Source organism: Acinetobacter halobius (genome assembly GCF_044130335.1).
In the GTDB taxonomy this organism is placed as follows: domain Bacteria; phylum Pseudomonadota; class Gammaproteobacteria; order Pseudomonadales; family Moraxellaceae; genus Acinetobacter.
Genome location: NZ_JBIQOD010000003.1, coordinates 113,986 through 136,675, shown reverse-complemented (window position 1 = coordinate 136,675; position 22,690 = coordinate 113,986). Strand labels below are relative to the sequence as shown.

The 22,690-nt window shown below is 38.4% G+C and carries 21 protein-coding genes, 1 other RNA gene and 1 pseudogene; 14 read left to right on the top strand and 9 right to left on the bottom strand.

All coding sequences use genetic code 11. The annotated features are described in order from the left end of the window. Nucleotides 1–2: 2 nt before the first annotated feature. The 6 genes from rseP to lpxA are packed head-to-tail and all read left to right on the top strand — an operon-like array spanning nt 3 to nt 6,759. Nucleotides 3–1,358, top strand: a complete 1,356-nt coding sequence (gene rseP / locus ACE01U_RS04465) for an RIP metalloprotease RseP (protein WP_086207617.1) — start codon at nt 3–5, stop codon at nt 1,356–1,358. 45 nt (nt 1,359–1,403) lie between these two features. Beyond that, a complete protein-coding gene (gene bamA / locus ACE01U_RS04460) occupies nt 1,404–3,878 on the top strand; it encodes an outer membrane protein assembly factor BamA (RefSeq protein WP_395578803.1) in 2,475 nt (824 codons plus the stop codon). A 36-nt stretch (nt 3,879–3,914) separates the two neighbouring features. Beyond that, nucleotides 3,915–4,409 carry an OmpH/Skp family outer membrane protein gene (locus ACE01U_RS04455; protein WP_110974143.1) on the top strand — a complete coding sequence of 165 codons (495 nt, stop codon included), beginning with the start codon at nt 3,915–3,917 and terminating at the stop codon, nt 4,407–4,409. Nucleotides 4,410–4,413: 4 nt separating this feature from the next. Next, on the top strand, nt 4,414–5,481 hold the full coding sequence (gene lpxD / locus ACE01U_RS04450; protein ID WP_395578802.1) for a UDP-3-O-(3-hydroxymyristoyl)glucosamine N-acyltransferase: 1,068 nt from the start codon (nt 4,414–4,416) through the stop codon (nt 5,479–5,481). A 7-nt stretch (nt 5,482–5,488) separates the two neighbouring features. Further along, nucleotides 5,489–5,974, top strand: a complete 486-nt coding sequence (fabZ, locus tag ACE01U_RS04445) for a 3-hydroxyacyl-ACP dehydratase FabZ (RefSeq protein WP_162900230.1) — start codon at nt 5,489–5,491, stop codon at nt 5,972–5,974. After that, a complete protein-coding gene (gene lpxA, locus ACE01U_RS04440; RefSeq protein WP_110974141.1) occupies nt 5,971–6,759 on the top strand; it encodes an acyl-ACP--UDP-N-acetylglucosamine O-acyltransferase in 789 nt (262 codons plus the stop codon). Before fabZ ends, lpxA begins: the two co-directional genes overlap by 4 nt. A 59-nt stretch (nt 6,760–6,818) precedes the next feature. On the opposite strand, the gene ACE01U_RS04435 is transcribed toward lpxA, so the two are convergent. After that, complete coding sequence (locus ACE01U_RS04435; RefSeq protein WP_395578801.1) at nt 6,819–7,673, bottom strand: tetratricopeptide repeat protein; 855 nt, start codon at nt 7,671–7,673, stop codon at nt 6,819–6,821. Between the two features lie 274 nt (nt 7,674–7,947). Here ACE01U_RS04435 and ffs point away from each other — a divergent pair. Further along, nucleotides 7,948–8,044, top strand: an RNA gene (gene ffs, locus ACE01U_RS04430) — signal recognition particle sRNA small type. 501 nt (nt 8,045–8,545) lie between these two features. Here ffs and ACE01U_RS04425 read toward each other — a convergent pair. The 5 genes from ACE01U_RS04425 to ACE01U_RS04405 form a co-directional block, all read right to left on the bottom strand. After that, nucleotides 8,546–9,151, bottom strand: coding sequence for a regulatory protein RecX (locus ACE01U_RS04425; protein WP_395578800.1), 606 nt, complete (start codon nt 9,149–9,151; stop codon nt 8,546–8,548). A gap of 108 nt (nt 9,152–9,259) precedes the next feature. Further along, nucleotides 9,260–10,303: a recombinase RecA gene (gene recA, locus ACE01U_RS04420; RefSeq protein WP_086207609.1), complete on the bottom strand. Its 1,044-nt coding sequence runs from the start codon at nt 10,301–10,303 to the stop codon at nt 9,260–9,262. A gap of 114 nt (nt 10,304–10,417) precedes the next feature. Next, complete coding sequence (locus ACE01U_RS04415) at nt 10,418–10,861, bottom strand: RNA-binding S4 domain-containing protein (protein WP_395578799.1); 444 nt, start codon at nt 10,859–10,861, stop codon at nt 10,418–10,420. Beyond that, nucleotides 10,854–11,528, bottom strand: coding sequence for an HAD-IA family hydrolase (locus ACE01U_RS04410; protein ID WP_086207607.1), 675 nt, complete (start codon nt 11,526–11,528; stop codon nt 10,854–10,856). The genes ACE01U_RS04415 and ACE01U_RS04410 overlap by 8 nt, the downstream gene beginning before the upstream one ends. Nucleotides 11,529–11,990: 462 nt before the next feature. Beyond that, nucleotides 11,991–13,070: an SDR family oxidoreductase gene (locus ACE01U_RS04405; protein WP_395578798.1), complete on the bottom strand. Its 1,080-nt coding sequence runs from the start codon at nt 13,068–13,070 to the stop codon at nt 11,991–11,993. Nucleotides 13,071–13,165: 95 nt separating this feature from the next. On the opposite strand from ACE01U_RS04405, the gene ACE01U_RS04400 reads away from it, so the two are divergent. Further along, nucleotides 13,166–13,543 (top strand): MerR family transcriptional regulator, encoded by a 378-nt coding sequence (locus ACE01U_RS04400; RefSeq protein ID WP_086207605.1) that lies wholly within the window; start codon nt 13,166–13,168, stop codon nt 13,541–13,543. A 204-nt stretch (nt 13,544–13,747) separates the two neighbouring features. Here the strand turns inward: ACE01U_RS04400 and ACE01U_RS04395 are convergent, their stop codons facing one another. After that, entirely contained in the window at nt 13,748–14,290 is a 543-nt protein-coding gene (locus tag ACE01U_RS04395; protein ID WP_395578797.1) for a GNAT family N-acetyltransferase, read from the bottom strand. Nucleotides 14,291–14,461: 171 nt separating this feature from the next. Beyond that, the gene (locus tag ACE01U_RS04390) at nt 14,462–14,989 is read right to left on the bottom strand and encodes a GNAT family N-acetyltransferase (protein ID WP_395578796.1); all 528 of its coding nucleotides are present in this window, start codon (nt 14,987–14,989) and stop codon (nt 14,462–14,464) included. 306 nt (nt 14,990–15,295) lie between these two features. Between ACE01U_RS04390 and ACE01U_RS04385 the strand changes: the two are divergent. The 5 genes and pseudogenes from ACE01U_RS04385 to ACE01U_RS04365 form a co-directional block, all read left to right on the top strand. After that, nucleotides 15,296–15,775 (top strand): annotated as a pseudogene (locus tag ACE01U_RS04385) (LysE family translocator); the annotation flags it as partial. Nucleotides 15,776–16,000: 225 nt separating this feature from the next. Beyond that, the gene (locus ACE01U_RS04380) at nt 16,001–16,246 is read left to right on the top strand and encodes a hypothetical protein (protein ID WP_086207601.1); all 246 of its coding nucleotides are present in this window, start codon (nt 16,001–16,003) and stop codon (nt 16,244–16,246) included. 308 nt (nt 16,247–16,554) lie between these two features. Then, nucleotides 16,555–16,791: a hypothetical protein gene (locus tag ACE01U_RS04375; protein WP_086207600.1), complete on the top strand. Its 237-nt coding sequence runs from the start codon at nt 16,555–16,557 to the stop codon at nt 16,789–16,791. Nucleotides 16,792–17,207: 416 nt separating this feature from the next. Continuing rightward, entirely contained in the window at nt 17,208–18,062 is an 855-nt protein-coding gene (locus ACE01U_RS04370) for a 3'(2'),5'-bisphosphate nucleotidase CysQ family protein (protein WP_086207599.1), read from the top strand. 54 nt (nt 18,063–18,116) lie between these two features. Next, nucleotides 18,117–18,848, top strand: a complete 732-nt coding sequence (locus tag ACE01U_RS04365) for a histidine phosphatase family protein (RefSeq protein WP_086207598.1) — start codon at nt 18,117–18,119, stop codon at nt 18,846–18,848. 149 nt (nt 18,849–18,997) lie between these two features. Here ACE01U_RS04365 and ACE01U_RS04360 read toward each other — a convergent pair whose 3' ends face one another. Beyond that, a complete protein-coding gene (locus tag ACE01U_RS04360) occupies nt 18,998–19,438 on the bottom strand; it encodes a hypothetical protein (RefSeq protein ID WP_086208226.1) in 441 nt (146 codons plus the stop codon). A 388-nt stretch (nt 19,439–19,826) separates the two neighbouring features. Here ACE01U_RS04360 and ACE01U_RS04355 point away from each other — a divergent pair, with 388 nt between their 5' ends. Next, nucleotides 19,827–22,538, top strand: a complete 2,712-nt coding sequence (locus ACE01U_RS04355; RefSeq protein WP_395578795.1) for a M66 family metalloprotease — start codon at nt 19,827–19,829, stop codon at nt 22,536–22,538. Nucleotides 22,539–22,690: the final 152 nt, after the last annotated feature.

Below are 22,690 nucleotides of genomic sequence, written 5' to 3'. Positions count from 1 at the left end.
GCATGAGCGCCTTGTTTATTATTGTTGCGGCAATTTTGCTTTTAGGCCCACTTATTGCAATACATGAGTTTGGGCACTATTTTGTTGCGCGTAAATTGGGCGTAAAGGTTTTAGTTTATTCTATTGGATTTGGTCCAACGCTTTTAAAGTGGACTTCTAAAAAATCGGGCATTCAGTATCAACTGTCAGCACTGCCATTGGGTGGTTATGTCAAAATGCTTGATGAGCGTGAAGGCGATGTATCTGAAGAAGACTTGCCTAAAGCATTCAATCGTCAGCATCCGTGGAAGCGTATTGCGATTGTTGCAGCTGGCCCGTTGATTAATTTAGCATTAGCAATAGTTTTGTTCTGGATACTCTTTTTACCTGCACAAGAGCAATTGAATACGCGTGTGGGTAAAGTGTTACCGAATACCCCCGCGGCGCAAGTTCAAATGCAAGTCGGCGATAAAATTACCGCAGTTGATGGTTTAACAACACCGACTTGGGAAAAGTTGAATTTTGCTTTGGTTGATCGTGTGGGTGAAACAGGTTCAATTCAGATTCAGGCCGAACGGAATGGTCAGATCAAGACTTTTAATCTGCCTATACAGCATTTTCTGAAAGATCAAACACAGTCTCCACTTGATGTGCTTGGTTTTATGCCATACAGGCCTAAAATTCCAGCCGTTGTTACAAAGCTAAGTGAAGATGGCGCAGCTATTCGTCAAGGCATGCAACAAGGCGATAAAATTGTTGCAATTGATGGCGTCAAAATGAAAGACTGGTTTGATGTGGTGCAGGTTGTTCAAGCATCGCCTGAAAAGTTGTTAAAAATTGAGGTGCTTCGCAATAATCAGTTGGTACAGCTTGAAGTGATGCCACAAGGTAAACGCGACAATATGGGTAAGGTTTCTGGTGTCTTGGGTGTACAAAGTGACTCAGGAAAGATCAGTATTCCTACAGAATATAAACAAACGATACAATATAATCCTGCCGAAGCCTTCATGATGGCGGTGGACAAAACTGGTCAATTGTCGAGTATGATTTTAAACTCGATTGTGAAAATGGTACGCGGTTTGATTGGTTTAGATAACCTATCTGGGCCGATTACCATTGCCAAAGTTGCGGGACAAAGTGCAGAAATGGGGTGGCAGACTTTCATCTCATTTATGGCGCTGATGAGCGTTAGTTTAGGGATATTAAATTTATTACCTATTCCTATGCTTGATGGTGGACATTTGGTCTATTATTTTATAGAACTGATACGTGGTAAACCTGTTTCTGAACAAATACAATTGGTTGGTTTGAAAATTGGTATGGTATTGCTCGGAAGTATGATGCTTCTGGCACTATTCAATGATTTTATGCGTTTGTAAGAAAGCGTAGATACGGAATTAAATTTTACATCGGAAAAGACTGGCATGCAGCACACACATTTATTTATGCCTCTGGCGCTCGTTAGTGCTATGGCAACAGTACAACAAGTATATGCAGCAGAAGATTATATAGTACGTGATATTAAGGTTGATGGACTTGTTCGTTTAACGCCAGCAAATGTCTATGGAATGATTCCGTTGAACAGTGGAGATCGTGTGAGCGATGCTGCGCTTGCCAATGCCATTCGTAGTTTGTATGCAACAGGTTTGTTTGATGACATTAAAACAGAAAAGCAGGGCGATACGCTGGTTTTCAAGGTTGTCGAACGTCCTCTTATTTCTAAAGTTGAATTTAAAGGAAATAAGCTTATCCCTAAAGAGGCCTTAGAAGAAGGTCTCAAAAAAATGGGTATTACAGAAGGTGAAGTGCTGAAAAAATCAGCCTTACAAACTGTTGAGTCTGAACTTGAACAACAGTACATGCAGCAAGGTCGTTATGATGCTGATGTAAAAGTTGTCAGTACACCAAAGCCGAACAATCGTGTAGATTTGACGATTGAGTTTGTAGAAGGTAAAGCTGCAAAAGTTGTAGATATCAATATTATTGGTAATACCGTTTTTAAAGAAAGCGAAATTGAACAAGCGTTTGCAGTAAAAGAGAGTGGTTGGACCTCTATTATTTCGCGTAATGATCGTTATGCACGTGAAAAGATGGCCGCAAGCTTAGAGTCGTTGCGTGCACTTTATTTAAACAAAGGCTATATCAACTTTAATATTAATCACTCAAGCTTAAACTTAAGTGAAGACAAGAAGAATATTTTTGTTGAAGTTTCTGTTGATGAAGGTGAGCAATTCAAATTTGGCGAAACCAAATTCTTAGGTGATGCTTTATATACACCTTCAGAACTAAAAGCATTACAAATTTATAAAGATGGCGATATTTACTCGCAAGAAAAAGTAAATGCAGTTAAACAGTTGCTTCTACGTAAATACGGCAATGCTGGTTATTACTATGCCGAAGTTAATGTAGTGCCTCAGATTGATAAAGAAACCCACTTGGTTGGCTTAAATTATTATATTAATCCGGGTCAACAAGTGACAGTTCGTCGTATTAACTTTGCAGGAAATACCAAGACTGCGGATGAGGTTTTACGTCGTGAAATGCGTCAGATGGAAGGTGCATTAGCGAGCAATGAAAAGATTGATTTATCTAAAGTGCGTTTAGAGCGTACAGGTTTCTTTAAAACTGTTGATATTAAACCAGCACGTGTACCGAATACTGCAGACCAAGTCGATCTTAATGTAAATGTTGAAGAACAACATTCTGGTACAACAACATTAGCTGTTGGTTTCTCGCAAAGTGGTGGTGTCACGTTCCAAGCAGGCTTAAGTCAAACGAATTTCTTGGGCACGGGTAATTCGGTTGCTATTGATTTAACACGCTCAGAGACGCAAGACTATTATAATTTAAGTGTAACTGACCCGTATTTCACCATTGATGGTGTAAAACGTGGTTATAACATGTATTACCGTAAAACCAAGCTTGATGATGACTATAACGTCAACAACTATGTTACAGACAGTTTAGGTGGTGGTCTGACTTTTGGTTATCCAATTGATGAAAACCAAAATATTAGTGCAGGCTTAACGATTGATAAAACTAAAGTAACCACTGGTCCATACGTATCCACCTATGTGCGTGATTATTTGTTAGCGCATGGCGGTAAGAAAACTGGCACAAGTACATATTGTCCGGGTTCTTGGAGCGATGGTGTATGTGTTGATGAAAATGATAATATCCTTTCAACCCAAGAATATAGTTCAGAGTATCAAGGCGATTTCTTTACTTATAATATTAACCTTGGCTGGTCTTATAATACATTAAACCGTCCAGTATTCCCAACATCAGGTATGTCGCATCGTGTGAATGGTGAAATTGCATTACCTGGTAGTGATGTTGAATATCAAAAAATTACCTATGATGCACAAGGGTATTTTCCACTAGGTAAGGACTTCGTACTTCGTGGTTATGGTAAGTTGGGTTATGGTAATGACCTTCCATTCTACAAAAACTTCTATGCTGGAGGTTTTGGTTCGGTTCGTGGTTATGACACAAGTACATTGGGTCCTAAATACGATGGTGTTTATTATACTGAAACAGGTCAAAATGATCCTTCTCCTGAAGAAGTGGGTGGTAACGCACTTGTACAATTTGGTACGGAATTGGCATTACCTTTACCATTTAAAGGCGATTGGACGCGTCAAGTTCGCCCAGTGATTTTTGCTGAAGGTGGTCAGGTTTTCGATACGCAATGTGATGTATTTTCTACAGAAACTGAGCGAAAAACTTGTAAAGATGAATATGGTTTTGACCTAAGTAATTTGCGTTATAGTGTTGGTGTTGGCTTTACGTGGATTACGATGATTGGCCCATTATCGTTAAGCTATGCGTTCCCACTGAATGATAAAGACGGTGATGAGACGAAGAGCATTCAATTTGAAATTGGTCGTACCTTCTAAGGTCGACCTTTCTTTATTTATATGATAGATTAAATCATGAAAAAAATTTTTACAGCATTGGTTTTAACGGCTTTAACTTCAACAGTAGTCAATGCGGCAGGTTATGGTGTCGTGGATCTTGAGCGTGTGGTTGAAAATAGCACATATTTAAAACAACAAAACTCAAGCTTCCAACAAAAAATACAGCCACAAAGCACTAAGCTTGATCAACTAGGTAAAGAGCTTCAGGACTTGCAACAGCGTTTGCAGACTGGCGATAAATTAAGCGATGCAGAAAAGCAAAAATTAGTGGCTCAATACCAAACGAAGCTGAAAGAGTTCAATGCTTTACAGCAAACAATGCAAAGTAGTGTACAAAGTTCTATTCAACAAGTTCGTTCAGTTTTTGATACGCGAGTGAAGCAAGTTGCTGAACAATTGCGTAAAGAAAATCAATTAGATGTTGTTTTGAATAAAAACTCGGCACTTGCCTATGACGCTAAGTATGATTTAACTGATAAAATGATTCAAAAGGTTAACGCAATTAAGTAATCCAATGAATCCTCAACAATATCGCTTAGAAGATCTTGCTCGTTTAGTTCAGGGTGAGTGCGTAGGTCAAGCAGACTTGATCTTCAAAGGATTGGCTAGTCTAGACTCTGCTGAGTCTAGACATGTTGCTTTTGTGAATAGTGAAAAATACTTAGATCAAGCACGACAGTCTAAAGCTGGAGCCTTCATTGTTACAGCAGCTCTGAAAGATCACTTGGTTGAACATCAAAACTTTATTATTGTTGCTAATCCTTATTTAGCATTTGCAATTTTAACGCATGCTTTTGAGGCTAAGCATACTGAGCAGGGTATCGAAAGTACTGCACAGATTCATTCCTCAGCAATTATTTCGGATAGTGCCTATATTGGTCATTATGTTGTGATTGGCGAAGATTGTGTGGTCGGTGATCATACAATTATCCAGTCGCATGTCACCATTCATGATGGTGTTGAAATTGGACGTAATGGTCTGATTGAATCGCATGTAAATTTAATGTCATGTAAAATTGGCGATCGTGTACGTATCCATGCCAATACTGCAATAGGTGGCGAAGGTTTTGGTTTCGCTCCATACCAAGGTAAATGGCATCGCATTGCACAATTGGGTTCTGTCATTATTGGAAATGATGTGCGAATTGGGTCGAATTGTAGTGTCGATCGAGGTGCTTTGGATGACACGATTTTGGAAGATGGTGTCATTATTGATAACCTTGTGCAAATTGCACATAACGTTAAAATCGGTGCAAATTCTGCATTTGCTGCAAAGACAGCTGTAGCTGGTAGCACGACCATTGGCAAAAATTGTATTGTTGGTGGTGGTTCTGCAATTGCTGGACACTTAAATATTGCTGATAATGTGACGTTAACAGGAATGTCAATGGTCACAAATAATATTTCTGTGGCTGGAACTTATTCTTCAGGCATAGGGCTTTTTGAAAATCAAAAGTGGAAACGTACGGTTGTGCGTTTAAGACAATTAGCAGATGTGCCATTGACCCAACTGGTCAAAAAAATTGATCATATGCAGACTCAAATAGAGTCCCTTGAATCAACAATTAAATTGCGTAAATAGAAATATGATGACTGAGTCGAATTCTACTAGTTTCACGAAACCTGAATTGCCAATGACAATTCAAACGATCCGTGAATACTTGCCACACCGCTATCCTTTTTTATTGGTCGATCGTGTTGTTGATGTGACTGAAAATGGTATTGTGGCTTATAAAAATGTGTCTATTAATGAAGAATTTTTTCAAGGACACTTCCCCAATTATCCAATTATGCCAGGTGTTTTGATTGTCGAAGCATTAGCACAAGTATCAGGCATTCTTGGTTTTATCATGAACGATGAAAAACCGAGTGAAGGCTCTTTGTTCTTGTTTGCAGGTGCAGAGAAAGTTCGCTTTAAAAAGCAAGTCGTTGCAGGTGACCAATTGGTGTTAAAATCAGAATTGGTTATGCAGAAACGTGGTATTTACAAATATAATTGTATTGCCACCGTTGACGGTGTAGTAGCAGCATCTGCGGAAATTATGGTTTCGCATCAGAAAATAGAGCAATCATGAGCAATAACGAATTTATTCACCCTACAGCAATTATCGATGCATCTGCCGTGATTGCAGCAGATGTAAAGATTGGACCGTATTGTGTTATTGGTCCAAATGTCACCATTGGTGCAGGTACACAGTTACACTCACATGTGGTGGTCGGTGGTTATACGCGTATTGGCGAGCAGAATGAAATTTTCCAATTCGCAAGCGTGGGTGAGGTCTGCCAAGATCTAAAATATGCAGGTGAAGAAACCTGGTTAGAAATTGGCGACCATAATAAAATTCGTGAACATTGTAGTTTACACCGTGGTACAGTTCAGGATCACGGTCTTACTAAGATTGGTAGCCATAATCTATTGATGGTTAATACACATATCGCACATGACTGTGTGGTAGGTAATCATAATATTTTTGCAAACAATGTTGGTGTGGCTGGTCATGTTCATGTAGGAGACTATGTGATTGTCGGCGGTAACTCAGGGATACACCAGTTCTGTAAGATTGATTCTTACAGTATGATTGGTGGTGCATCCTTGATCGTGAAAGATGTACCTGCTTATGTAATGGTTTCTGGTAATCCTGCACATGCTTTTGCGATGAATGTTGAAGGCATGCGTCGTAAAGGTTGGTCTAAAAATGTGATTCAAGGTTTACGCACAGCATTTAAATTGATCTATAAAGAAGGTCTAACGACAGAGCAGGCTTTAGAACGTATCCGTGCAGAAATTTTGCCTGAAGTTGCTGAGGTACAACTGCTCATCGACTCATTAGAACAGTCAGAACGAGGCATTGTGCGTTAAGCTCATTCTAAATATAAAAAAAGACACTTCGCGTGTCTTTTTTTATATCTATAGGAAAATCATTTTTTAAAGAAAGAAGCCTCTTCAGACTTAGGATATTGTTTAAGTAGCTTGGCTTTATATTGATTGGCTTGAGTCGTGTTTTTATCTACTTCTTTGGCAATATTATAGAGCTGATAAACAGCGCGTGGTGCACGCGAGGAGTTAGGGTATTTGTTCGCCACAATACCATAGTTTTTCTTTGCTTCTGCATAGTTAGTGGGTTCAACGGCTAAGTTGAATTCTGCTAACCAAAAATAGGCATTGCTAATATAAACACTATTGGGATTGTTCTTAATAAAATTTTGCATAGGTGCAATCGCTTTCTTTGCACCGCCTTGCTTATACGCATCTAGAGCTACGGTATAGGCTGCTTTTTCTAGTTCCGATGGTTCAGACGTATTCTGTGTGCTGACAACTACAGGCGGCTTATTTGCTGGGTTTACTGGGGGGGCTGTGTTGTTACCGGAGCTTGTGTTGGTTGTGTTGGTGCTGGGAGTAATATCCTGTTGATTATCCTCCGCTGCATTATTTGCTTCAGGGTCTAGTTTTTGTTGAAGTAATTCTAAACGCTGATCTAGGTCAGCGTAGCGGTTTTCTAATTCATGTTTAAGCTGAGCAATTTCATTATCTTGTTCTTCCATCTTGCCACGCAAGATACGCAAATCATTTTCTAGTTGCTGGTTTTTTTGCATGATTTGCCAATTGATATTGGTTGCAGTGGCTCCTGCACCCGTATCTACAGCTAAGCTAGTTGAGCTGACACTGTTATTACTGGCTTGACTTAAGCCTAGTGATTCAATTGGAACGTTGGCGAAAACAGACGTTGTGCAAAGTAGGGTGAGGGCACATAGGCTATGCTTCTTTAGCATCATGAAATATCCGTGTTGTCATGCTTTTGATGTAGACACATCAAACAAAATTTATTTACCCCATTAAAAACGGCAATGTTCTGAAATGCAATAAGCTTTTACATTGTTGTCGTGTATTTAGGTAAAGGATTGTAGTACCGATGTTGTTCAAAATAGAATGTCTTTTTCTCAGTTTGTTTTATAAATAATCAATTGAATGAAATGCTTACTTAAAAAGCATTTATAGGCTTGCAACTTGGGAGAAAATCTCTATACTCTGTTCTTGCAATGGTAGCCCTGCCGGTTACTTCGCAATTGTACTCTACGAACCCCGCCAGGACCGGAAGGTAGCAACGGTAGTAGAAATATGATGTGCCGAAGGCTTGCTGGTAGGGTTGCCACCAGTTTTATAAATATAAAAGAATAAAAATGAAAGATTATTACGGCATTGATGCTGGTTTAGTTCTTACTATTGAATCCTCTAAAAAATTAAAAGTGTCTTACTTTTTATTTTCTTTTTTGTAATTACCATTATTTTTATCTATTTCTCGATTTTATATTTTATTTCAAATGGCTTTTTAAATTATATCTCCATAGGTATGGTTATATTTTATCTATGTGTATTATTTCGCATTATTATTTAGATGTGCGTATGCCTAATGGCGAGATCCAGAGGATCGAGGCTAGATCGGGTGACTACTATAATACAAGCATTGATGGTGCTTATAAGATGACACTACATAAAAGTAATTTAGGCATTACTGGGTCTAGTTATGAATTGCAGTAAGTTGAGGGTTTTATCTGTATTTAAAGTCTCAAAGACTTCTTCGTATGCTCAAGTTTTAGTGATGTATCTCAGCCTTAAATTCCTTATGATATGAGTGTTAAATGACGATTCAATCTTCCATTTTTCTCGAAATGGCTTTCATAATCGCATCCATTTCAAAGCCACGATACATTAAAAAACGGATTTGTTTGGCTTTGAGTTTTGGATCTGTTGCGACCTCAGTTCCATACTTTTTAATTTTGAGTTGATAGGCTTGTTCGACCCAATCGGTTTCTCTCAGTTCTTCTAAAATTAACCCTGTATCTATCTTTTTTGTTTTTAGCGCCATTTTGATACGGTTAGGGCCTTTGCCCTTACGTTTTTGGCTCGATAGCATAATTTCGGCAACGCGTTGATCACTTTGGTAGTTTTGTGCGGAAAGCTCTTCAACCAGTGTAATCACTTCTTCACGGTACATTGCCCATGTGACTAATTTTTCAATCAATTCTGCTTTTGAATACTCTTTACGTGTCAGTACCGCAAATGCATAAGAACGTAGACGGGAACCTGTTAAACCTGTGGGTTTGGGCTGATTCTCTTCATCAAAATCTAAGGCATCAACCGTTTCTTGTGTTGCCTGCGTGTGGCTGTATTGAGTAGCAGGGGATTCTTCCTCACCAAATTGTTGTTTGAGAGCATCATAGTCAAGAAGTTTGGGGAATTTTGAATTAGGCATAATCGGCTATGAAATAGATCTGAATAAACAAAACGCCCCGTAGGGCGTTTCTTAGTGTAAGCCTAAATGTTGTGTAATCACATTTATTCTTTAGAAAGATACTTTAAATTAAGCATCTAAAAAGTCTGGCTCTTCTTCATTCTCTTCTACGGGTGCAGCATTTGAAGTGGTAAGCAGTTGATCACGGATGATTTTCTCAATGGTTTCAGCCAACTGAGGATTTTCTTCAAGGTGACGAATCACGTTGTTTTTACCTTGACCGATTTTGTCGCCTTGGTATGAATACCAAGCGCCGGCTTTTTGTACGATTTCTTGCTGAACAGCCAAGTCTACAAGCTCACCTAAGTGGTTCACACCTTTACCATAGAGGATTTGGAAGAGTGCTTCGCGGAATGGCGGTGCCATTTTGTTTTTAACAACTTTGACTTTGGTCTCAGAACCAACAATTTCATCGCCTTCTTTGACCTGACCTACACGGCGGATGTCTAAACGAACAGAAGCATAGAACTTCAGCGCATTACCACCAGTTGTGGTTTCAGGGCTACCAAACATCACACCAATTTTCATACGAATTTGGTTAATGAAGATCACCATACAGTTTGAACGTTTTGCATTACCTGTAATTTTACGTAATGCTTGGCTCATCAAACGTGCTTGTAGGCCCATGTGAGAGTCGCCCATTTCACCTTCAATTTCTGCACGTGGTGTTAATGCAGCTACTGAGTCGACAACGATCAGATCAATCGCTCCAGAGCGAACTAACATATCTGCAATTTCAAGAGCTTGTTCACCATTATCTGGTTGTGAAACCAGTAGGTTATCAATGTCTACACCTAGTTTGCGTGCATATTGAGGATCTAAAGCGTGTTCGGCGTCAATAAATGCACAAGTGCCACCTGCTTTTTGACATTCTGCAATCGCTTGCAAAGTCATCGTTGTTTTACCTGAAGATTCAGGACCATAAATTTCAACGATACGACCTTTAGGTAAGCCGCCAATACCAAGCGCAATATCAAGTGTTAAAGAACCCGTCGATACCGCTTCAACAGCTTGTACCGTGTTATCGCCAAGGCGCATTACTGTGTTTTTGCCAAACTGTTTTTCAATTTGACTTAGCGCAGCATTAAGCGCCTTGCTTTTATTATCATCCATCTTACAACCTCAAAACGATGTCACGGATAGTTACTGAATATGATCACTATAGTGACAGATTTAGTCCGTATCTTCTATAAAAGTCATATCGTGTACGACACAATATGACGCATGTCATTCATCATCATTATAAGACCAGTATTGGTCAAATTGTTGATCATTTTCTTGTCTAAACTTGCTGATATCTCGTCGATCTTTTTTACTCGGGCGATGATCAGGTCGAGCTAGATTATGCAACTTTCTTTGGGTTGCAATCAATTCCCGTCGTGTAATACTGACTTCGGTTTCTTCATAAAGCTTTTGTGCGACTGGTGCAGGACCGCGAACATCAGAGAGCTCTTTGATTACCACAGTTTTCTTATCAATACCTTGTTGAATCGTGAGTTCCATACCAATACGGACTTCACGTGATACTTTGACACGTTCGCCATTGTGGTGGACTTTACCCCCCTCGATGGCATTTTTGGCAATCGAGCGCGTTTTAAAAAAACGTGCTGCCCATAACCATTTATCAATACGCATGCCTATAGCATCTTCAGCTAAAGCGGATTTACGCATATTTTGTAGTGACCTCAGCTTGCTCTAAATAATGAATTAAATCGGTGAGTTGATTTAATATGGGATAAGAGCTCGATACTTTAGATTGTCCCAGTGATGAAGGCTGAGCAATGGTAAATAAGTTTTGAATTCCAAAACTTTCAGCACCTTTAAGCACTTTCTCCGTGTCGTCGATAAAATAGCAATGTGATGGGTTAAAAGGATGGTGCTTATGAAGATGTTGCCAAAACTCGGTAAATTCTTTGGCATGACCAAGTGTTTCACTGCTGATGATGACATCAAAATATGAGGCCAGTTCAGTGTGTTCAAGCTTAAATTTTAAGCCTTCGCAATCCGCATTGGTTGCAAGCCAACAAGGATAACCATTGGTTTTCAAGTAGTCGAGAAGTTGAATACAACCTTCGCGGAGGCTGACTTTATGCTTAAATTCGTGCTGTAAAGCCAGCGTATCTACACCAACTTTTGCTGTCCAAAAGCGGGTTGAATACCAATTTAAAGTGTGATTATGGGTTTGATAGAACTGAAACAAAGCCTGTCGACTTTGCTCTAAAGAACACTGGTGCTGTTCCGCATAACGAATTGGAAGTTGATGATTCCAAATAAAATCATCGTAAGCAAGATCCAGTAATGTACCGTCCATATCAAAAATAATAAGCGGTTTTTCCATTTAAAAATCTCCAATGTTTTTTCAAGTTCAACAAAGTTTATAGAAAAACCTTTCAAGAAAAATTATGTACATATCTGTGTACATATTTTCTATCTGTACATAGCAGCATTAGAGTATAAAACAACTAGCTTGAAAAAAACGAATGGCATTAAGTGATAGTTAGCTTAAATCTAGCAACAGAAAACTTTGAGATAAGAAGTTGATGGCTACGGATCGGAAGGTTTTTTATTAGGGTTTTACCTAAGGGTAAGATTATTTTCCAATTTTGTATTCTTTTACTCCCAATAACTCAATAGATGGATTTATGCACTTACCCATTACTTGGATTAACAACAGATGCTTGTTCACAAGTATGCAAATATAAATCAGAACTGAATAAGTGAATAAATCCATGACTGCTGAAACTTAGAGAGGAGAGTCCCCATCTTGAGTCACTCAATATTGCCCATGCTTAGTATTGTTTTATTTCGATTGCTTAATCACCCATCCTGCAGTCTTTTCTATGGTTTCTAGTAGTACGGTCGGTGGAATTTCCCACTTTTGATTGAGTTGGTTGAATAAGCTCAGGTCAATCTGTTCAGTTCTAATAAAATTTAGCATTTCTCCAGACATATCTAATTTTTTTGCCAACCAATGCCATTTTAAAATCCATTTTAAACAGTAGAGTGATACAAAATGATGTGGAGCTTTGACCTGTATAGCATTAGCAATAATGCTGACCAAAGTCTGTAAGGATAATTGTTCAGGGTTGGCTACTAAAATTTCTTGTTTTAGAGTTTGGATATCTTTGCCTGCATGGAAAATAGCATTCACAAGCATTGTTACGGATACTAGAGGCAGTGAATGCTGAGGTGTCCCGGGCAGTGCCTTCATTTTTCTTTGTTTGAGCTGTTGAATTAGGGTGGCAATAGGCTGGTTTGCAGGAATTTCTCCACTCATTTCATCACCTATTACTGTGGCCGGGTGAATGACTGTCCATGGGATATTGAGAGTGTCAGCCTGCTTGATCCAGTTAAAATGCCCTTGGATCTTTGAGGCTTCATAAGCACCCAATCTGTCATAAATTTTGGGCCAATCCGTTTTTTCAATATTCTTTCTATAGATGCCTGCTGCCTGTAAATGCTTGTCTAGAGTTAGCATATAGCCAGACAAGTGTATTGCACGTTCTAAATGACAATGCTTGCATACACTATGTAACAGGTTGGTCAGCCCATCAACATTTACTGCTTTAGCTTGCTCCATAGTGAGATTCCATTTAAACAATGCACTCGTATTGTAGAGATAGTTAACTTCTTTTAATGTTTCCCAATCCTGAGGTGATAGACCTAAATGGGGAAGGGTAACATCACCTTGAATGAAACTAAGTTGGCGATAGTCAATTCCCTGTTGTGTTAGCCAAGATCTTAGTTTATGCGGTTGCTCATTTATATTACGGCAGAGAGCAAAGACCCGTGCATTATCACGGAGCAGACGAGCGACAAGGAATTTACCAATAAATCCAGTTGAGCCGACTATTAAGGCGGTTTGGGGTGATGTAAACATAGAACTAACTCCTATTCATTAGTCATTGCTTACGCTAAAGCATGGAGTATACTCCATGGTCAAGAGGGTTTTAAAAATATGCATGGAAATGAGATATGTTGATCGGTGAACTATCACAACAGATGAATTTGAGTCGAGATACCATCCGTTTTTATGAAAAAATGGAGTTAATTCAACCTTTAGTCCGTAATAATGGTTATAAGGATTATCCTGAACAGACGCTGCAACAATTGAAACTCATCCAGACGGCTAAAAATCTAGGTTTTACACTGGCTGAGATAAGGCAAATCACTCAATTAATCAATGAGAATGAAATTCCGGCTACACAATTTCGTTCGATTTTGTCGGAAAAACTAGGGGTGATACAGGAGAAAATATTTCAATTGCTACAGATGCAGAGCATGCTTGAAAACTTATTGGATGGTGAGCCTTGCCCTTTAAGGAGTGGGTGTGAAATAGGGGATATTGGGTAATCAATCCTCCCAACTAAATTAAAAATTTCACGTTGCTTTAAACGGTCTGTGTGAAATTGTTATTTGTAACGCAGACTCGCTTTCCAGAAACGCTCATATCACTGTCTGTCTTAAGAGTGTGAATTGAAAATCCTCTGGGTAGATGCGATTTTTTTTAATTGGTTTACAGACGAAAATTTAAACTGGAACTTTATTTGGTTAATATTAGGTGTCATTAATATAGCTGGTCAAAATATGATCTTTCCATACACCATTGAGTAAAAGATACTTTCTGGCATAGCCTTCTCGCTCAAATCCTAACTGACGGAGTAGTTTTCCACTACGAAGGTTTTCAGGAACGTAATTAGCCATTACACGATTTAGGTTGAGGTCTTTAATTATATAGCTTAAACAAAACTGTAAAGCTTTAGTCATTATGCCTTTTCCTTGATAATCTTGGTCTAACAAGTATCCAAGATAACAAGAACGAAAGGCACCATAGCAAATTTGATCAAATGTAATGGTTCCAATCACCTGCTCATGTTTGAGTAAAACAAATTTAATCGCGCACTTTTCTTTAAATAATTGAGCATAATCAGCAATCTGCTCGTCCCAGTAGTGAGACTGATAAAAAGATTCATCTCTAAGGGGCATTGCATCGGCTAAATGAGTTTTATTTTTTATATAAAAATGAACTAAATTTTCCGACTTGCAATGTTGTAAACCTACAATCTGTATATCATCAATTTTAGACTCAGGGTGGTTCATTAACTTACTCTCTATACACCTAATTTTATTTAGTAAAATAATACATTTCTCAAGTATTTGAAAAATCATATTCACTTTTTTGACTTTGTATAAGTCAGTCATTTTTGATGTTTTAAACATATAGACTTGTACGGGAGTGCCCTGATATACCATTGAACCTACAAGTAAGCTTTATGCAAATTTGGGTATCACTCTGTCTAATTCGACACATTCCATTTTTTGATTTCTTGGGCGAGCATTTATAGATGAGTTTTCCCAGTCGGCTATATATGAAAAACCGTGCCTAGAGTAAAGATTTATTGCCCGAATATTATCTTGAGAAACACTCAGGGCTATTCTAAAATGCCCTTTAGAAATTGCTAATTTCTTTATAGCATTGATCAGCATATCTGCTATACCATTACCGCGAAACTCTGGATTGACCCACATGGCGATCAAGCCAAACTCTAGTTCAGTACTTTGTTTTCCACCAATTATACCAATAGCGCGTTGCCCATTTAGAGCTAAGATATAGTGATATTGAGTTTTATGTGCTGCACGATCACGCCATTGCAATTCACTATACAGCTCAGTGGTAGAGTATGTTGCAGAAAATGCATTAGGACTCTCTAAGAGAGATTCTAAGCGCACAGTTTTTAATATTTCCCAATCTTCTTCGGTGGTCGAACGAATACTTAACTTATCAATATGTATTCTCACTTTAAAGACACCTTATGATTTTGATAAAATTTGCATAATACATAAACAAATATAAGCCTTCATCAAGCTCTTTCAATCAGCAATAGTTGTCGGTGTGATTACTATGGTTGAACTTTTTTCTCAATCAGTAATGTCAGCCAATCAAGAAACGGGTTGCTATTCAAACTAACTCATATAAAACAAAATTGTAGAGCTGATGAGTAGAGCCAGAGCAATAATTGCGAGGACGCTTGCTTGTTTATTTAATTTTTCGCCGTCTATTTCACTACTGAAAAATTTTGAGAGAGGACGATTCTTAACTTGTAATTGATTCCTGCTGAAGTGATAGGCTACTTTATTGCAATCACCGTATGGGGCGTTTTAATTGACTCAATTGCTGAATCTCTCCCCATTTTACCGCCAGTACTGAAACTTTGCAGTGCAGCTTATATTATTTATTTAGCCTTTAAATTATGGAAAACTTCTACAGTTGATGCAGATTTAAACCAACCCTCAATTACAGCCAAGTCACTTTTCTGCGCGACAATGCTCAATCCAAAAGCTCTGTTGTTTGCTTCAGCCGTTTTTCCAATTGCTGCATGGTCAAGTCTTCAATCATATACGGTGCACATGGGGTTATTTTTATGTCTAATTACTCCAATTGCGTTATTTTGGATATTTATTGGTTCTGTATTGGTTGCTAATAGAATTTCATGGCTAAATCAAAAAAACTTGCAGCGTACAGCTTCTTTAGTTTTGGTTAGTTTTTCAATTCCACTGAGTTATTCTGCAGTTATGTCTATGTAATGTGATTTTCATCAGATTTTCATTTTGCATTGTTAAAATCAAAGCCACCTTTAAGGTGGCTTTTGTATATGTGTAGCAAAAGTAGATAAAAATTGGCTGACTTATGCTAAGAAAATGATGTTGGTGATTGATCAGAATGATTAATAAATAAAGATGTTGCACTGGTTATTTAACTTAGAATCAGGTAAAACATGGATCGAATGACAATAAAATAGAGATGAATAAATGAGTGAACTCAGTTTAGATTTTTTAGATGAAACCCTAGATAAATATGAGGCAAAAGGAAAGAAAAAAGCAATTAAGAAGATTCGTATCGGTTATATGTTATATGCAAAATTTATGTCGAATCCGAAATTTGCAGATAACGTCATCAATTCTTCGCTAGACCCGAAAAAGCGGACCTATCGGAATACTAAGATTAAAATTACCCATGATGAATACGAGCTCACATTTTTAAGAAATGACGATTGAGTCGGCGTGGTTTTATAAAAGCAATTCAGCTTCATCAATTTGAAATATTTAAGCTGTAGTATCTGTGTCATAAATATAAATGCTAAATGATTAAATGCGGTGTGTAGTTTAAGCCTGTTTATTTGGAGAGAGATAAACAGGCTTTTTTGTTAAATAAAATAATTTTATGGTCTGATTTTTAGACAAAAGCCCTATCTATTTTTGTGGTGATCGGGCTTTATTTTTAATTTATATTTTTCAAAATATTGTTTTGACATCATTTCATCATATTGTTCATAGATACTCTTTTTTATTTTGAGTTGATTTATATGCCAATTGTTACTGCAAATGAACTAGACGACATTCTGAACGCATTAATTTCCAAAAATAAAAAACCCGAAAAAATTTTGATTGGATATAAAGCTTATAGTGAACTAATGAATGATCGGAAGTTCTTATCTGAAGTCGCGGGTTCTGCGATGGATCCGAATAAAAGAAAATATCAAAAAATTAAAATTAAAGTGACACAGGATGAGTATCAGCTTGAAGTAAAGTGCGCAGATTAATAGTAAATAACAGCGGTCTGTACAAAATGCATAAAAATGTGTCGGATTGTGCATTTTTAATTGATGTATTCAAAATATAGGTTTATACTGTGTCACGAAATTAAAGTGCTGTAGCTTTTCTCGTTTTATATCCCACGCTTCCATGCGTGGGATTTTTTTTGCTCAAAATTTTTGTCATCAGTGATCATGTAAACATTTGCCCATGAGATGTGCTTGATGAAATGATCATGTCATGTAGTGGCCCCAAGTAGAGATTGGTTTAGGCTGCACAATCGTTTTACATTTTTCTAGTATCATCAGCGTATAATGTTTTTTGAAAAGATACTTTAAGATCTAGAGCGTCTTTATGGGTATGTATCGGCATTTAAGTGTTGAAAATTTTTTGAGTTGCTTGATTCAATAAAAAAGGGTATCGCATGTTCAGAACAATCATTGCACCGCAAGATGCTTTAATTCAGCAACTTGTACCTATTGTGACTCAGGCATGTGAAATTTTGCGTGCAGAATACCAAGCGTATGTTGCAGGCGATGATTTTAGCATTGAAAAAAAGACAGATGATTCGCCTGTGACGCAAGCGGACTATCGTGTTAATCAATACATTACAGAGGCTTTAGAAAAAATATTCCCTCAAATGCCTATTTTGTCTGAAGAAGGGAAGCATACACATAGACAGCACTGGACATCTTTTTGGATGCTTGATCCTTTAGACGGTACTAAAGAGTTCTTACATCAGCGTCCCGAATTTACTATCAATTTGAGTTTGATTGATGGAGCACACACAAGTTTTGCCGTGCTTGCAATTCCATGTGAGCAACAAATTTACTTCTGCCCAAAGCAAGGTCAGCCTTTAAAATACGCTATTGAAAAAGATGTATGGTCTGAATATTATTTATCGGAACAGCAACACACCGTACAAGTCGGTTTAAGCCAAAGTAGCCAGAGCAAGCCTCAATATCAACTTTATTTAGATCAATTAGAAAAGCTGACTGAAATTACAGAATACCGTGCAGGAAGCGCTTACAAGTTTTGTATGATGCTTGAAGATCGTGTAGACATTTATCCACGGTTCCACCCAACGTCTGAATGGGATACCAGTGCAGGTCAATGCTTGTTGGAGCGCATCGGTGGTGGCTTGATTGATTTTCAGGGACGGCCATTCGTATATAACCAAAGAGCGAGTTTATTAAATGGCGGTTTTATTGCTTATCGAAATAACGATATGAAAAAACTCGCATTACAAGCACTTGAACTAATGCCTTCATTGGCTTGAGCTAAAAATTAAGCGTGCTATAGTGTTTTTTGAATTATTGAGTTGTTGTTGATTATGGCCTTAGACTTGCTCCCGCCTAGTATGCTGAAAGCCATCGACTTATTGCCCGATGCAAAAACGCCGGTGACGTTATTTACACGTCATTCTATTCGTGAAGTTGTCACTGGTCAGGGTCTTGCAGGCTATGATTTACAATTGACCCATCAAGGGCGTGATTTGGCTGAAGCTTGGGGCTCATATTTAATTGATAATACTGACCGAGTTATTCAACACTGTATTTCTAGCCCAATTCAGCGTTGTATTGATACTGCTGCGTTAATGATTCAGGGTGCAGATGCGCAAACGCTTGAACCGAATACTCACCGCATAGAAATTATTGAGCAGGGTTTATTGGTTGAACCCGGAAGCTTTGTGTTAGACATTAAACAAGCAGGTCCTTATTTTCAGCGGCAAGGCGCATTGGGTTTTATTAATAGTTTTGTTAATAATGCCTTGCCAGGTATGAAGCATCCGATTCATGGTGTGGTTGATGTCTTGGAACTCATATATAACACTCATCCGAGCAACCCTTATGGTTTGAGCCTTGCTGTTAGCCACGATACGATCTTAGCTGCAATTTTGGCAGTGATTTCGGGGCGTACTATAGTAACCAAAGAAGATTGGCCAAAAATGATGGAAGGTCTATTTGTCTGGTTTGAGGGCGATGTGTTTTTGGAATCTAAATTAAAATGGATTTGGCGCGGTGAAATTCATGAGCTGAATATTCAAGAGTTTCAGCAGCTTTAAGTTTGGGGTTTAAAAACATAGATATTTTTGTTGCTTCTTCATGGCATCTCATTGATTTTATTGTTTTTAATAAACTTAATATTGAAAATAATCAACGAGATGGCAAGGTATTATGATGCTAATCAAAGCATGTACTGTCGTGTAAAAAACTAAATTTTTGCTTTCAGTCGGTTAGGGAAGTCATGTAAGTCGATACTTAGTCCTTCATCATTCAACGGCCATAAAGAAGTATTAACTGCCACAGTTTGCTGATGCATTCGACTGTATTTATCTGCAGCAATGAGTGTTGCAATTTCATGATTGGCAAGCGTGTACGCATTCACAACATCGACAGGGTATTGTGTACGCGCATAAAATTCAGCTTCAGTCTCGCCTTGGTGCAAAGCAAAAATACGTTCAATGGCTGGTAAATACACACCATAACCTAGCCATGCATCGACCCCTTGTGAGGCTTGAATTTCAGCAGTACCACGCATATTTGAAATTACTTTGGCGAGAACATCTTTTTCACCTTTGGTATTAAAATAGTCAATATATTGTTGTTCTGTAGGTTGAAACTTTTCAAGTGTTGGCAGAAATTTGCTGATCATTTTATTCCCCCAGGTGCAGGTTTTATCTGGTTTCATTGTAGGAAAACAGAATACCATATTATTTTTATGGAATTATGTTTTTAATCGCTACGAATCTGAAAATGAGAGCGACAAGTCAGGCTGCTAAAAAAAGATTCAAATTTTTAAAATTGATTGATAAAAACTTTCTACTAAATTGCTGAGAATCTAGCTGTAACGTTCAGCATTCTTTTTTATAAATTTAAGCTGTATCACATAATTTATATTTTTCGGACTTGCATTTTCTAGAGTTGAAAATATTCGTCACTATGTAACAGATGATGTGAATTGAATATAAACGCCAAATCAGGTTTAATAATTAAGTTTTTGATTTATATGTTTAAATTTAAAAAATTAAAGTTTTTTTGTGATGATTTTGGGGAAAGTTGTGAAAAGTGCGAATGGGTTTATATATTGTAAGTTAAGCCTCTGTGTTGTGACGCTGATGCTCGTAGCATGTGGTGGTGGCGGTGGTCATGATGATGGGGATAAAGGAGTTGAAGATTCCACAGCACCTGTCGTAACACCTTATGCTGAGCCTACACATGATGTTTCAGACTCAAATACCTTGGGTTATTTTGATTACGATGCAAACGCGAAGACACGCGTAATACGTAACGATTTAACTGGTAGTTTTGAGGCCATGTTGCAATTCGGTCAGAGTCATGTGGTTGATCCAAATGGCAATGAAAGTAAAAAAATGCCACGTCTAACGATGGAAAAAGAAGCGTTGTTGTTAGTTACGCCAAATGATGCTATGGGGAAAATTGAGAGTCTGAGAGCAGATATTTATATGAATAACCAATGGTTAAGAACCATTGAGCTGGATGACCCAACACAGATTCCTGCATCGGATCAGACCAATACTGATGATCGGGCTCGAGTGCAATATAGTCAGCGTGCATGGAGTGCGCGACTCAATTGGGATGAAATTCGTCCAGGGTTGAGTATTCAACTGAAAGACTCTACTGGCCGTCAAGGACAAATTACGCAAGATAAAATTGATTTTGCCTCTCCAGGAGAGTTGGTCTTAAACAATATTCGTATCGGGATGCTAACTGCATCGCCTGTCGCTACAGGGCACTATATGTTGAATGATCCAGTACGTGCAGGTTCGGATTACTTCCAAACAATCCCTGCTGCTGAAATGACTATTGCAAAATATGATGATATTCAGCTTGATCGGGTCATGATTGCGGATGGAACTATTTACGATACAGCAAGTGCGGATCAAGGTGGTGTGTATGAAGGTGACATGCGTGAAAATGTTGGTAAATCGACTTTTAGTGTAGGAATAAATTTGGCGAATTGGGGTGTCACCAGTGCCTCAATGGCTAGCCAAAGTCAGCCTCAGTTAACTCAAACGGTGGTTGCACATCATAGTCGTGGGAAATATGCCAATGGTGAAAGTACTCATGGTTTAAGTGGGGGGAATGGCATGCTGACCTTATATGATTCGGTTGGCAACGAATTTAGCCATGAAATAGGGCATCATTATGGACTTGGACATTATCCAGGGCAGGAAGGTGAGAATCAGTTTTGGACTTCTCATCATGCTGACAGTGGCTGGGGCTATATTCCGTATCGGAATATGATGCGGGGTAATTTGATTTGGAATAGCAAGGACTTATGGGCGGCTTCCACAGGAATTGCGAACTTCTTGGCTTTATATCCACATAGCCGAGATGCCATGTCTGGTGGTTATGCATCAAGCTCAGTTTCACGCTATACCCACTATACGGGTTATAGTACCTACTTGAAAATTCAACCACACTTTAACCGTTATGTTTGGGATAAGAGCTCGCCTACAGGTTATAAAAAGTGGAATGAAGTCACACGTCAGATGGATGTGGCACAGCCAATCATGCCAGATTCTACTGCCCCTGTTTGGTATCAGCCAAAGCAAAACTATCTACGTCCACGAATCTTTGGCGAACCTGTATTGACCATTTTAGGTGGTTACGATCCGGTAGCCCAAGTTGGATTATTATATCCAGCAGCACGCTCAAACTGGGGTAATGTCTATGATTTACCTGTAGCCAACACGGCGTTGGGTCAGGCTGCATGTTGGTTAAATGTACAGTATCCAAAGACAGTGACCAATATCGCTCTAGCCCCGACACGTTTAGGCAGTAATGCCAATAAATTGCATGTCAATTTAGCGCTTGCGGAGCAGCCGCAAAAAGTTGATTTATACTGTAAGCAAGCCAATGCGGAGGCAAAATTATTATCAACCATTGTGATTCCACAATATGCTACGGCGATTACGCCTGCGGTAAAAATTGGAAAGGCTCAAGGCTATAAAGCCTTACGTGATTTAGAGTTGCCACTACTTGAACAAGAGCTACTTAACCAAGCGACAAACAATATGATTGTTTTATCTCCAAATGGTTTAATGCTTTATCAAGCTTATAAGTCTTATAAGAATGAAATGAGCGCAGCTGCTCAACAGCAATTGGTGCGTTATGAAGAGCAAGAAAACAAGTTGATGCGTTTAAACCGTTGGATAAATGTCTACTATGACGATTTAGCCAAAGAGGTATCTGCAGCTGTTGATGCAATGAATGCTTTTGTTGTGAAATTAGGCTTGGAACAAGATAACCCGCTTGAGCAAAGTGCATTATTGAAAAACAATAAAAACTGCTTAAAAACCGAGCTGACATCTGGCCAGAATATAGATGTTTATATTAGTGGGCCATCGGGCTGTGTGGGTGATGATACGGAACAATGGGTTTATGATGGCTTAGGTCGTATTCATAATAAGGCTGCAATCGGGCAGTGTTTAACAGGCAATGGAGGGAGTGCAAAAGTAACTCTCACGGAGTGTGTGAAGAATAACTCAGCACAAGTGTGGTCAATGGATGTATCGACTTCTGCCATTAAGCAAGCTGGACAATGCCTAGATTTGAATACTGGTAATTTGGTGAGTAATCGTCAAATTGCAATTCGATACAGTTGCTCTGGTAATAATAATCAAAGGTGGACGATGCTGAACCAAAATACAAGTTTGATTTTGGCTGGAGCAAGCTCAAAAAACATTGGTATTTTAGTTAAACACTTAAAAACTGGATCTGTGAATTAAGTACGTTATTAAGTGAGTAATGTATTTTAAAGTGAAATTAAAAGAGAGCTCTCGGCAGGGGGCTTTTTTTGTAAGTTAATATTTGGATGGGTTTGAATAACTGTGATGTTCTATTTCTATAGAACAAATAGACAGGTTTATGTATCAGATAC